12 protein-coding genes are annotated in these 12,633 nt (G+C 44.4%); 9 read left to right on the top strand and 3 right to left on the bottom strand.

Annotation, left to right across the window (positions count from 1 at the left end; all coding sequences use genetic code 11):
- Nucleotides 1-2: 2 nt before the first annotated feature.
- Nucleotides 3-860, top strand: coding sequence for a metal ABC transporter permease (locus BHE18_RS12675; RefSeq protein ID WP_071618934.1), 858 nt, complete (start codon nt 3-5; stop codon nt 858-860).
- 3 nt (nt 861-863) lie between these two features.
- Nucleotides 864-1,280, top strand: coding sequence for a Fur family transcriptional regulator (locus tag BHE18_RS12670; protein WP_071618933.1), 417 nt, complete (start codon nt 864-866; stop codon nt 1,278-1,280).
- A 51-nt stretch (nt 1,281-1,331) separates the two neighbouring features.
- On the opposite strand, the gene BHE18_RS12665 is transcribed toward BHE18_RS12670, so the two are convergent.
- Nucleotides 1,332-1,895, bottom strand: a complete 564-nt coding sequence (locus BHE18_RS12665; protein ID WP_071618932.1) for a 5' nucleotidase, NT5C type — start codon at nt 1,893-1,895, stop codon at nt 1,332-1,334.
- A 188-nt stretch (nt 1,896-2,083) separates the two neighbouring features.
- Between BHE18_RS12665 and BHE18_RS12660 the strand changes: the two genes are divergently transcribed.
- Nucleotides 2,084-2,449 (top strand): DUF4190 domain-containing protein, encoded by a 366-nt coding sequence (locus BHE18_RS12660; RefSeq protein WP_071618931.1) that lies wholly within the window; start codon nt 2,084-2,086, stop codon nt 2,447-2,449.
- 198 nt (nt 2,450-2,647) lie between these two features.
- Here BHE18_RS12660 and ispG read toward each other — a convergent pair whose 3' ends face one another.
- A complete protein-coding gene (gene ispG, locus BHE18_RS12655; RefSeq protein WP_171910713.1) occupies nt 2,648-3,757 on the bottom strand; it encodes a flavodoxin-dependent (E)-4-hydroxy-3-methylbut-2-enyl-diphosphate synthase in 1,110 nt (369 codons plus the stop codon).
- Nucleotides 3,758-3,880: 123 nt separating this feature from the next.
- Entirely contained in the window at nt 3,881-4,249 is a 369-nt protein-coding gene (locus BHE18_RS12650; RefSeq protein ID WP_071618929.1) for a hypothetical protein, read from the bottom strand.
- 46 nt (nt 4,250-4,295) lie between these two features.
- On the opposite strand from BHE18_RS12650, the gene BHE18_RS12645 reads away from it, so the two are divergent.
- The 6 genes from BHE18_RS12645 to BHE18_RS12620 all read left to right on the top strand — a co-directional run bounded on the left by BHE18_RS12645 (nt 4,296) and on the right by BHE18_RS12620 (nt 12,564).
- Nucleotides 4,296-5,501: an MFS transporter gene (locus tag BHE18_RS12645; protein WP_071618928.1), complete on the top strand. Its 1,206-nt coding sequence runs from the start codon at nt 4,296-4,298 to the stop codon at nt 5,499-5,501.
- A gap of 189 nt (nt 5,502-5,690) precedes the next feature.
- Nucleotides 5,691-7,319, top strand: coding sequence for a Na/Pi cotransporter family protein (locus BHE18_RS12640; RefSeq protein WP_071618927.1), 1,629 nt, complete (start codon nt 5,691-5,693; stop codon nt 7,317-7,319).
- Nucleotides 7,320-7,387: 68 nt separating this feature from the next.
- A complete protein-coding gene (locus tag BHE18_RS12635) occupies nt 7,388-7,867 on the top strand; it encodes a DUF456 domain-containing protein (RefSeq protein WP_071619308.1) in 480 nt (159 codons plus the stop codon).
- A 432-nt stretch (nt 7,868-8,299) separates the two neighbouring features.
- Entirely contained in the window at nt 8,300-8,908 is a 609-nt protein-coding gene (gene sodA / locus BHE18_RS12630) for a superoxide dismutase SodA (protein WP_071618926.1), read from the top strand.
- A 107-nt stretch (nt 8,909-9,015) separates the two neighbouring features.
- Nucleotides 9,016-10,233: an MFS transporter gene (locus BHE18_RS12625; protein WP_071619307.1), complete on the top strand. Its 1,218-nt coding sequence runs from the start codon at nt 9,016-9,018 to the stop codon at nt 10,231-10,233.
- Between the two features lie 132 nt (nt 10,234-10,365).
- A complete protein-coding gene (locus BHE18_RS12620) occupies nt 10,366-12,564 on the top strand; it encodes a peptidoglycan D,D-transpeptidase FtsI family protein (protein WP_440480394.1) in 2,199 nt (732 codons plus the stop codon).
- Nucleotides 12,565-12,633: the final 69 nt, after the last annotated feature.

Genomic DNA, 12,633 nt, shown 5'->3' with positions numbered 1-12,633 from the left:
GGGTGCTTCAGGCAATCTTTCAGTATGAATTTTTACAAAATGCTTTTTTTACAGGGATCTTGATCGGAATCATCGCTCCGCTGTTAGGGGCGTTCATTGTGGTGAGGAGACTTTCACTGATAGCGGATGCTCTCAGTCACGTAACGTTATCCGGCATTGCTGCAAGTCTTTACTTCAGCAAGACGGTTCCATCCATGCAGGGACTCAACCCTCTATATTTCGGAATGATCTTTTCCGTTACGGGTTCACTCTTCATCGAGCGTCTGAGGACTTTGTATAAACATTATCAGGAACTCGCCATCCCGATCATCCTTTCCGGAGGGATCGGGATCGGGGTCATTTTCATTTCACTCGCTGACGGGTTTACGACTGATTTATTCAGTTACTTATTCGGCAGTGTCAGTGCCGTGAGCAGGGGGGATCTTTATCTGATTGCAGTGATCAGCATTGTGGTCATCCTGGTGATTTTCCTGCTCTATAAAGAACTATTCCTGCTCTCTTTCGATGAAGATCATGCAAAGGCATCCGGGATACCGGCAAAAGCGATCCACTTCATTTTCATGGTGATGGTGGCATTGGTGATAGCAGCATCCATGAGGATTGTCGGAATCCTGCTTGTGTCATCTCTTATGACCCTTCCGGTAGCGGCCAGCATCCGAATCGCGAGGGGCTTCAAGCAAACAATCGGCTTTTCTGTCTTATTCGGGGAAATATCAGTAGTCGTTGGATTGATCAGTGCATTTTATTTAGACCTTGCCCCTGGCGGAACGATTGTCGTAACGGCGATTTTCATTTTATTGATTACGATTGCCGCAAAGAAAGTCTTATCATCCAGGCATTCTGAAAAAGCAGAGGTGTAAAGAATGAATGTAACTCAAGCAATGGAGCTTTTAAAGTCTGAAGGATACAAACATACGGGCAAAAGACAGGAGCTGCTTCAACTTTTTTCTGACTCCAATAAATATCTGACGGCGAAGGATGTTCTTGAACACATGAAAAGTGACTATCCATCCTTAAGTTTTGACACGATCTATAGAAATTTAAGCTTATTTGTCGAGCTCGGGATTTTTGAAGAAACAGAACTTTCAGGGGAGAGGCATTTCCGGTTCACCTGTGAAAGCAGCCATCACCACCATCATTTCATCTGCATGGACTGCGGCAAAACAAAGGAAATTCACACATGCCCGATGGATGCTCTGAAAGATAGCATCGAAAAGACGGGTTATGATATTTCGGGCCATAAATTTGAAATTTATGGAAAATGCCCTCAGTGCCAGTGAATTATATACGTAAAAAAGCCTTGGACTTCAGGAAAGTCCAAGGCTTTTTCTTTATTTACGCAGCCAATTTTGAACCCATTGATTGGCTTCCTGCCAGTCATTCACTCGGATGATCCCTTCAGGAATCGGTTTTTGATTGTAAGGGGTATTGAAAAGGATGACGGGGATGTTCAACTCCTCATTGATCATGACTGCATTGTCATGCTTATCTTCAAAAAAGATGTCGACGCCGTGTTTCTGTGCAGTCGCAATTTTATTATGAGATCCGATCAATTCAATATGATGATACATCAAGTCCTTTGCATCAAACCATTCTTTTGTCAATTGAAGAAGCTCCGATGGACGGGCGCTTATGAAGAACAGTTCATGGTGTTCCTTCCAGTCATCAAGGATTCTTTTCGCTCCTGAAGCGAGCGGTGACTGCCTGTAAATAAGCGGTTCAGCTTTTTTGAACCAGGTTACGAAGACCTCCGGGGCAACATCGAGTACTTCTGTCAGTTCATATTGTGTTATATCATTCAGTGTCAGATTCAAATTGAAGTGATCATTTATATGCGGCAGTAAAGACTCCGGGGACGTCACTGTCCCGTCTATATCAATTCCAAACCGTTTCATGCGTTATCATGCTCCTCTTATCCAAACTTACTCAAGTGTACCACATTACAGCTTATCCCTTAAGGCAAAGTTTTTATCAATGCAGATACAGTACATCATTACATAAATGACAAACATTAGCATAGTAAAATACAGCCCGTGACAAACAATAAGAATGCTCCCAAATATCGAAAGTGAGGGATTGCTGTATGGCTGATGAACGACTTCGTGATCGTGATGAGATCGACCTGTATTACGACAATCCGGATATTGTGGAAAAAGACGATGATTTCAATGAAGAAACAGCTGCAGAAATCGCTGCTCCGGTAAACGTAAGCCGCGATTTTGAGGAAGACGCAGCAGAGGAAAGCACGACGTCAGGACGGGTGCTCGGTTACTCGGCACTTGCACTATCGATTCTTTCCCTTTTCATTCTTCCAGTCATCATGGGGGCGGCCGGGATCGTCCTCGGATTCGTTGCCAGAAGACGCGGAGCAGAAACGCTTGGGGCATGGGCAATAGGGATCGGAGCAGTATCCATTATCGTTGGATTATTTGTACTGCCCTTCTTTTAACCAATAAATCACTTTTTTAAAATGGGGAGCGTTTTAAAAAAGTAAAAAGAGGACTGAGCGATCAGTCCTCTTTTCTTTATTATGGCTAGCTCAAGCGCCTGGCACTTCGTGACATTCCGGTACCGCCAGTCAAACAGCGACTTCACCGGTTGTGCCTCCAATGCTTACCGTGGCTGATCAAGTCGCCTGCGCATTTATTTATAATTGCTTTTCTTTTTCTTTCTTTTTAGCTTCCTGCTTATCATAGTATTCCTGAGCGATCTTGTCGATTTCCTTTTTCAATTCCTCGACCATCGTTTCCTCGGGAACTTTACGAACGGTTTTCCCTTTGCGGAACAAGAGTCCTTCGCCCCGTGCACCTGCAATGCCGATATCCGCTTCGCGGGCTTCACCCGGTCCGTTGACCGCGCAGCCAAGCACTGCTACTTTGATCGGCGCTTTTATGGTCTGGATATATTCTTCCACTTCATTTGCGATGGAAATCAAGTCGATTTCGATCCTGCCGCATGTAGGGCATGAAATCAATGTCGCTGCATTTGATGCAAGACCGAAAGATTTCAATAACTCACGTGCGACCTTAACTTCTTCCACAGGGTCGGCACTCAGGGAAATCCTCAAAGTGTTTCCGATTCCAAGGCTGAGAATGGCTCCGAGTCCTGCCGCACTTTTAACGGTTCCGGCAAATAATGTTCCGGACTCCGTAATCCCAAGGTGAAGGGGGTAATCAAATGCCTGCGCAGCTTTTGTATATGCTTCGATGGCTAAGTTGACATCGGATGCCTTCATCGAAACGATGATGTCGTGAAAATCAAGGTCCTCCAGGATCTTGATATGATGAAGGGCACTTTCTACCATGCCGTCGGCTGTTGGATAACCATACTTCTCAAGGATTTTTCTTTCCAGGCTTCCGGCATTGACACCGATCCGGATCGGTATGCCTTTTTCCTTCGCAGCCTTTACCACTGCTTCCACTTTTTCGCGGCGTCCGATATTCCCCGGGTTGATCCGGATCTTATCCGCTCCGCCTTCGATTGCTTTCAGGGCAAGCTTATAATCAAAGTGGATATCCACGACTAACGGGATATTGATCTGTTTCTTGATGTCAGCGATCGCATTTGCAGCACGCTCATCCGGACAGGCAACCCGGACAACCTGGCAGCCGGCTTTCTCAAGACGATGGATCTCCTTGACTGTCGCTTCTACGTCATGAGTCTTGGTGGTCGTCATACTTTGTATAACTAATTCATTGTTTCCGCCGATTGTTAAGTCCCCGACTTTTACTGGACGTGTTTTTGAACGATGTATAATTTCACTCAAGTGTAATTCGCTCCTTTAGAAAGGTTCTTCAACTATACATTATAAATAATACGAAGCTATTGTAACAGTGTTTTGCATCAATTGACAAGAATTAGGTGTACTGCATTGAAGTTGTCAGTCGGCATATAGAGGTATTTTATACGTCCTGCCTATCTGAATCTTGCCTGCTGTCGTGTTATTCAGTTCTTCAAAGTCTGAGACGACCTCTTCAATGGAGACAGGCAGCCTGCCCTGCAGTGACTCTTCCACCAGGCTCAATACCGTGTCGCCGGGTTTAATTTCCTTTTCGATATAAGCTTGGGAAACGTCAGGTTCTGCAGTCAGTGAAGCCGATTCCACATTTTCTTTCTTCATTTCCTGGGGACGGGAGGTTGCCACTGTGGATTGTTTTTCAGTTAATAAATTTAAAGTGCCCTTATTTAAATCATAATAGACGCTGTAAAGAAGAATGATAATACCGAAGAATATAAACATCCGCTTCATAATGAACCTCCTGTAAATTAAGTTGGGGATAAAGGAGATAAAGGCAATGACGAACAAAAAACTGGTGACCGTGATCGGCTTGCTCCCGGTTCTCATGGTACTCGGCAACTCCATGCTGATACCCATTCTGCCGAGCATTGAGAAGGGGCTTCACATCGATGAAAGGTGGTCGGGCTGGATATTAAGTTCATTTACAATTCCAGCAGCAGTCTGTATCCCATTCATAGGTTTCTTATCTGACCGGCTCGGCCGTGATCGCCTGATCAAATATTCTTTATGGATCATCCTGGCTGGGAGCAGTTTATGTGCAGTAAGTGTCTTGCTGAAGAACCCGGCTTTTTTATTCATGGGTGGAAGGGGGCTGCAGGGTGTGGGGGCTGCCGGGACTGCGCCGCTTGCCATCGCGTTGGCCGGTGACCTGTTCAACGGAGACGAGCGCTCGGAAGTATTGGGGACACTGGAAGTATTTAACGGCATGGGTAAGGTGTTTGCCCCGATCATAGGTGCGGGCCTGACAATATTCCTCAGCTGGAATAACGCCTTTTGGATTTTTCCCCTGCTCTGCCTTGTGATTCTCTTAGGTCTGAAAAAGACTTTGAAGCCTGCTGATGAAGAGAAAAACTCACAGGGGGTAAGGGAGTATGCCAGGGATCTTGCTTCTGTTATGAAGTCCAAATGGCTGTTGCTTCTTCCCTTATATACGATTGGCGGAATAGGCTTATTCCTATTATTCGGCATCCTGTTCTTCCTTTCCTACCATATTGAAAATACTTTTCACATCGATGGCTTTTTTAAAGGGTTTTCGTTTATGTTCCCGCTGGGGGCGATGACGATTTCTTCCATCTGGAGCGGAAAAAGGATTAAGACAGATGAAGAACGGGGATGGTACTACATAAAATGGGGACTGGGGATGATGACGGTCCCTTTGGGGATATTGATTATCTTTCACTCATTGAGCTCCCTGCTCTTCTGCATTACGGTATGCTTCGGGGGGCTTGGCTTTATCCTTCCTGTACTAAATACATTCATTACAGGAAGTGTGAATGAAGGAGAGAGGGGGTTTGTTGTCAGTATGTACGGAACGGCGAGGTTTCTGGGTGTTGCGCTCGGACCGATTGCCTTCTCTTCTTGGATGGAAAATGAAATGGGAATGTACATCGTCACCTTTCTGTTCTCTGTCGTAAATATTCTTTTGTACATGCTGACTGCTCATCGGGGAAAAGTAAGTATACAAAAACTCAGCAGGGGCTGAAGGAAAAAGATTGAATCAGTCAGTTAATTATAATTAATATTAAATGTAACATTTATGTAATAATAGGGCCCTTTTATTAACCTATTGTAAATTTGCGGGGAAATCTATTTACGGATACTCTAAAATATATTAAAAATGGTATGGGGTTTTTGTTAGTTAATGTCGAAAATTTAAGTAGGGGTTGAAAAAATGGAATTAAATTGGCAAGAGATGCTGTTTCAGTTCTTTGGTGGACTGGGGATCTTCCTCTTTGGAATCAAATACATGGGGGACGGACTGCAGAAGTCTGCAGGTGAACGCCTGAAGGACATTCTAGATAAGTTCACGACCAACCCGTTCATGGGTGTGCTTGCAGGTGTTTTTGTAACTGTCCTGATTCAATCAAGCAGTGGTACCACGGTTATCGTGGTCGGACTCGTCAGTGCAGGCTTCATGACGCTTAGACAGGCAATCGGGGTCATCATGGGTGCGAACATCGGTACAACCGTCACTGCGTTCATCATCGGCTTCGATATTGGTGCGTACGCGCTGCCGATCATAGCAGTCGGAACCATCTTATTGTTCTTCTTTAAAAATAAAAAACTTCAGAACTTCGGTCAGCTGATTTTCGGTTTCGGGGCGCTCTTCTATGGTCTCGAATTGATGGGTGACGGCATGAAGCCGCTCCGTTCATTGGAATCATTCCATGATCTGACGGTAAGCATGAGTTCCAGTCCTATCCTTGGAGTGGTCATCGGAACATTGTTTACAGTGATCGTACAGAGTTCTTCAGCAACAATCGGTATCTTACAGGAATTGTACAGTTCGGATCTGATTGATATTCAAGCGGCTCTTCCTGTATTATTCGGAGATAATATCGGTACTACGATCACTGCCGTACTTGCTGCGCTTGGTGCTTCTGTTGCAGCCAGAAGAGCGGCAGCTGTCCATGTCCTGTTTAACTTGATTGGTACGACGATATTCCTTATAATCTTACCGTTGTTCCAAAAACTCATTTTGTTCTTACAGGCAGAACTAAATCTGAACGAACCAATGACAATCGCATTTGCTCACGGGACTTTCAATGTCACCAATACCATAATTCAGTTCCCGTTCATTGCTTTACTCGCAGTGATCGTGACGAAACTGATCCCTGGTCAGGACACGTTCGTCGACTCAAACTCAAAACATTTGGATCCGGTGTTCATTGAGCAGTCTCCATCAATCGCATTGGGTCAAGCGAAGGAAGAAGTCCTGCGAATGGGTCAATTTGCAGTGAAGGGCCTTGAGGAAACAAATGAATTCTTGAAGACGAAAAGCTCGAAAAATTCTGAGGCTGCCTATCAAATTGAAGGGGCCATTAACAATCTGGATAAGAAAATCACCAATTATCTGGTTGACCTTTCATCCTCTTCACTATCGGAGGGTGAATCAGAGCGCCACTCCATCCTCATGGACACCGTCCGTGACATCGAACGGATCGGTGATCATTTTGAAAACATAGTTGAACTGATCGAATATCAGCAGTCCAACAAAGTGAAAATCACGGATGATGCGATGCAGGATCTTGAAACAATGTTCAGTTTGACAATCGATACTGTTGAAAGATCGCTTACATCACTTGACCTGAATGACACAAACATTGCACGTGAAGTGGCAGAAAAAGAAGATCAAATCGATAAAATGGAAAGAAAGCTCCGCAAGCAGCACATCCTTCGCCTGAATGAAGGGAAGTGCTCAGGACAGGCTGGAATCGTATTTGTCGACATCATCTCTAACCTGGAACGTATAGGTGACCACGCCGTAAATATTGCAGAAGCAGTACTTGGTGTAGAATAATAGAAGATAGCAGAGTAAAGACTGACTCAAGCTTGAGTCAGTCTTTTTTTTGAAGGGAGGCAGTAATGTTGGATGTGGTATATTGGACGATCATCATCGTTCTCATGGTTTTAGCGTTCGTCGGACTTGTTTATCCGATCATACCGAGTGTTTTATTTCTGTTGGCAAGCTTTTTGCTCTATGGTGTCTTCTTTGACTTCTCACCATTCAACTGGCTGTTCTGGACTGTCCAGGTCCTATTTGTACTGTTATTATTCGGTGCAGACTACTTAGCGAAATTATTCGGTGTCAAACGTTTTGGAGGGACAAAAGCGGGGATATGGGGAAGTACAATCGGGCTCCTGATCGGCCCATTCGTCATTCCCGTCTTCGGTATCATCTTAGGGCCATTTCTCGGGGCCATAATCGGGGAATGGATCGTACACCGATCCTCATTCAAAAAAACCCTCAAAGTCGGAATCGGCTCAGTAGTAGGATTCATCTCTAGTGTGTTCACAAAAGGATTGATTCAGATTGTTATGGTGATTTACTTTTTTATAGTAATTTAATCTCTTGTTTTTGATTAGTGGCTGTTATTGATTCTAGTTCATTCCAGCTGTTGATTGGAGTGCAAGACGAAGACTCCCGAAAAGCGGAAGGGCTTTGTACAGAGGAGTGTGGCATAAGACGAATCGGCCACGAAGGCGCACTTTGCCTCCTTGGTCGGTCAGGCTTATGACATGTTCCTCTAAGCCCTGCAGCTAGACATATAACCGATTCAATGAGGGCGGGCTACCCGCGGAAAGCGAAGTCTTGCACGGAAATCAACAGCGGCAATAAAACCCGGATTTTAAATTGGTTAAATTCCAAATGAAAAGGGCATTTTATCTTTGTAAGAATAACCAATCAAAATATTTGAACACATATAGGAGATTTGGTAATCTTATACTGAAACGACCTGAATAAATCTTCAGGAAACTTACATAGGGAGGAATTTTATTATGGCTTACAAATTACCTGAACTTCCTTACGCTTATGACGCTCTTGAGCCTCATATCGACAAGGAAACAATGAACATCCACCACACAAAACACCATAACGCTTATGTAACAAAAGTAAATGATGCCCTTCAAGGACATGACGATCTTCTAAGCAAATCAATCGAAGATCTTGTATCAAACCTGGATGCTGTTCCAGAAGGAGCACGTACGGCAGTCCGCAACAATGGCGGTGGACACGCTAACCATTCACTATTCTGGACGATCCTTTCTCCAAACGGCGGAGGAGCTCCAAGCGGTGAACTGGCTGACGCTATCTCTTCAAAATTCGGAAGCTTTGACAAATTCAAAGAAGAATTTGCAAATGCTGCTGCAACACGCTTCGGTTCAGGCTGGGCTTGGCTCGTAGTGAACAACGGTGAGTTGGAAGTAACAAGCACCCTGAACCAGGACAGCCCGTTGATGGAAGGCAAGACACCTGTCCTTGGACTTGACGTCTGGGAGCACGCTTACTACCTGAATTATCAAAACCGCCGTCCTGACTACATCAGTGCATTCTGGAATGTAGTTAACTGGGATGAAGTGGCTAAGCGTTATTCAGCTGCAAAATAATTCTTATCTAACTGTGCAGAGAGGTTCTTTTTAGAACCTCTCTTTTTTCTGCATAACTTCCCGCCCTTTTTCAAAAGATAGGGGTACGCAAAAGGGGAGTTTTAATGATGAGCAGCTTTAAAAAGATCTTAGGCGACATTGATTTAACAAGAGACCTTACGTTGTTATTGCTTATTGGAGGTTTATATTCACTTAGTATCGCGTTATCGAATACGTTCGTAAATATCTATTTATGGAAACAGTCCGGTGAGTTTATCGATCTCGGCATTTACAACTTGACCGTCGTGATTTTTCAACCGTTGACATTCATTCTGGCTGGAAGACTGGCAAAGAAAGTGGACCGGGTGATCGTCTTGAGGTTCGGTGTTATCTTTTTGGCTGTTTTTTACATATCCGTATTGTCATTCGGGGAATCGGCCGAGGACTTCCTGATTGTCCTGGGCGCCCTTTTGGGGATAGGGTATGGTTTTTACTGGCTGGCATTCAACGTGCTGACATTCGAAATAACCGAACCGGAGACAAGGGATTTCTTTAATGGATTCCTGGGGACCCTGACATCTGCAGGGGGAATGCTGGGCCCTATTCTTGCCGGGTATATCATTTCAAGATTCGCTTCATTCAAAGGATACACAATCGTGTTTGGCATCTCACTTGCACTATTCACCGTTGCTGTTCTGTTAAGCTTTTTCTTGAAGAGACGTCCTGCTTCGGGGCGCTATCTGTTTGTAAGGATATTCGAGGAAAGAAAACACAACAATAACTGGAGGCTGATCACCAATGCCCATTTTTTTCAGGGGCTGCGGGAAGGAACTTTTGTATTCATCATTTCCGTCTTTGTGTTCATCAGCACCGGAAGTGAGTTCGCCATCGGTACTTTCGGTCTGATCAATTCAGGAATTGCCTTTGTCGGCTATTATGTCGCCTCCAGGGTCATTAAGAAACAGTTCCGGAAACGCGCCATCCTTCTTGGCGGAATGCTTCTCTATCTGGCCATATTCCTGATCGTGTTTGATGTAACCTACACAAAACTGCTCATTTATGCAGCTGTGATTGCCATTGCTTATCCCATCCTGCTGGTACCTTATATTTCCATGACCTATGATGTGATCGGTACTGGCTGGCAGGCTGCGGAAATGAGGATTGAATATATTGTCGTGAGGGAATTGTTCCTGAATCTCGGGAGGATCGTATCGGTTGCAGCATTCATTATTGCTGTGACTTACTTTAATCAGGATCAGAGCATACCGATTCTGCTTTTAATATTGGGAGCCGGACACACACTGATTTACTTCTTTGTAAGGAAAGTGGAGTTCCCTGTATCCTGAATATGTAAATACGTACAAAGAGAGGGAATTATTTCCTCTCTTTGTTGTGTGATTTCCTCTTCATGATAGTAGAAAAACTGGTTTATTTTCTATAAAATAAGGGATGGACAGAAAGATGTGCACTACTTTTACATAGAGGAAGGACTGGAACGATTGAAAAAAAGTAAGAGAAAGAAAAAGACACATGTCCCCGTAAGAATGAATTTGCTGTTTTTTGCGGTGTTCTTGTTGTTTTCTCTTTTGGTTCTGAGACTTGGTCTCGTTCAAATTGTGAATGGGGAAAGCTACAAAAAAGAAGTTGAACGAACAGAAGATGTAGTGGTGAAAACAAGTGTGCCCCGAGGTAAAATCTTTGACCGCTACGGGAATGTGATCGTCGATAACATTCCTTTGAATGCGATTACCTATACACGTACGAATAACACTTCAACCGAAGAAATGCTTGATGTAGCATCGAAGCTTTCGGATTTTATCGAGAAAGATCCTAAAGAAGTGACCGAGCGGGATAAAAAAGATTACTGGATCATTAAAAACAAGGAAGAAGCCGAGGAGAAGGTATCTGAAGAGGAAATTAAAAAACTTCAGAATAATGAAGACTTATCAGAAGAAGAAGTGAACGCAAAAGTCTATAAAATGAGGCTTGACCGGATCACCGAGAAGGAGCTCTCATCACTGACTGATAAAGATCTGGAAGTGATTGCGATCTATCGCGAGTTTACAACCGGCTATGCACTTAATCCTCAAATCGTTAAAAATGAAGGGGTGACACCCGAGGAATTTGCAGTCGTCAGTGAACACCTGAGTGAACTTCCGGGGGTCAATACAACAACTGACTGGAAACGGTCTTATATGTTCGATGATACACTCCGGACCATCCTTGGAAATGTTTCATCCGCACGTGAAGGTCTTCCAAAGGATCTCGTAGATTCCTATTTAGCTAGAGACTATAACCGCAATGACCGGGTTGGAAAAAGCTATGTTGAATTGGAATATGAAGAAGTCCTGCAGGGTCAGAAAGAACAGATTAAAAACGTCACAAAAGGCGGAAGTGTACTCGAATCTCTTCTGATCCAGGAAGGACAACGCGGAAAAGACGCCGTTCTGACAATCGATATGGAATTGCAGCGCGAAGTCGAAAAGATCATCGAAGAAGAATTGATGAAGCAAGTGGTCAACCGCAGTGAATCGCCGGATCTTGACCGTGCCTATGTAGTCATGATGGATCCGAATACAGGTGAAATCCTCGCTATGGCAGGAAAGCAATATGTCAAGGACCCGGAAACCGGGAAATATGAAATGCGCGATGCAGCGCTCGGTACCTTCACAACCACTTATGAAGTTGGATCGGTCGTAAAAGGTGCAACCGTATTGACAGGTTATATGACTGGGAATTTGACTCCGGGGCAAGTCCTCGTAGATGAACCGATCATCATCGGTAAGCAGGGTACCCCTAAGACATCATGGTTCAATAGATATGGAAGTATACCGATGTCGGATCTTTACGCACTTGAAAAGTCTTCAAACTCGTATATGTTCAAAATCGCCATGAAAATAAATGGACGGGAATACGTTCCCCGTGCAAACATGCCGGTCAACCCACAGGCAATCAAGACGTTCCGCAACCATTTCTCCCAATTTGGGCTGGGTGTATCAACGGGAATTGATCTGCCGGGTGAAGCGAGCGGTATCGAAGGAAATCTTACAAATCCCGGATTGCTCCTGGATTTCGCAATTGGACAATTTGACACGTATTCTACGATGCAGCTCGCACAATATGTTTCAACGATCGCGAATGACGGATACCGGGTGCAGCCGCATATCATGAAAGAAATCAGGGAACCGACAGACGAGAAAGACAGGCTGGGTCCGATCCTTTATGAAAAAGAAACTAATGTATTGAATCGCATAGAAGCGACTCAGTCACAGATTGAACATGTTCAAAAAGGATTTTACCGGGTGTATCACAGCCCTGAAGGGACGGCTTATGCACAATTCAAGGATGCCCCTTATAACGCTGCAGGTAAATCTGGTACCGCCGAGACATATATTGACGGGAAGCTGAGCTATAACACGACCTTGATCGGCTATGCTCCATTCGATCAGCCCGAAGTGGCATACGCCACATTGGTACCTGCATCCCATGTGCAGGCAAGCGGAGTCGCTGACCCTTATGTGAATAAGTATATTTCACAGCGTGTGATGGACAAGTATTTCGAATTGAAAAAAGAAAGAGCAGAAGAAATGGGAGACCCGACTTCTGTCAACAAAAAGATTGAAAATGCCGATGAGGCGGAAAAAAGACAGGAAGAAGACAGACAAGAAAATAACTGATGAACTACAAAAAGCAGTTCCCGAGTGGGAGCTGCTTTTTTTGCAGGAAAAAAGTAACGGATCCCGCTG

This window comes from Rossellomorea aquimaris (assembly GCF_001877785.1).
GTDB classification, from domain to species: domain Bacteria; phylum Bacillota; class Bacilli; order Bacillales; family Bacillaceae_B; genus Rossellomorea; species Rossellomorea aquimaris_A.
Note: the sequence above shows the minus strand (reverse complement) of the source record. Positions and strands in the feature narration are given on the sequence as shown.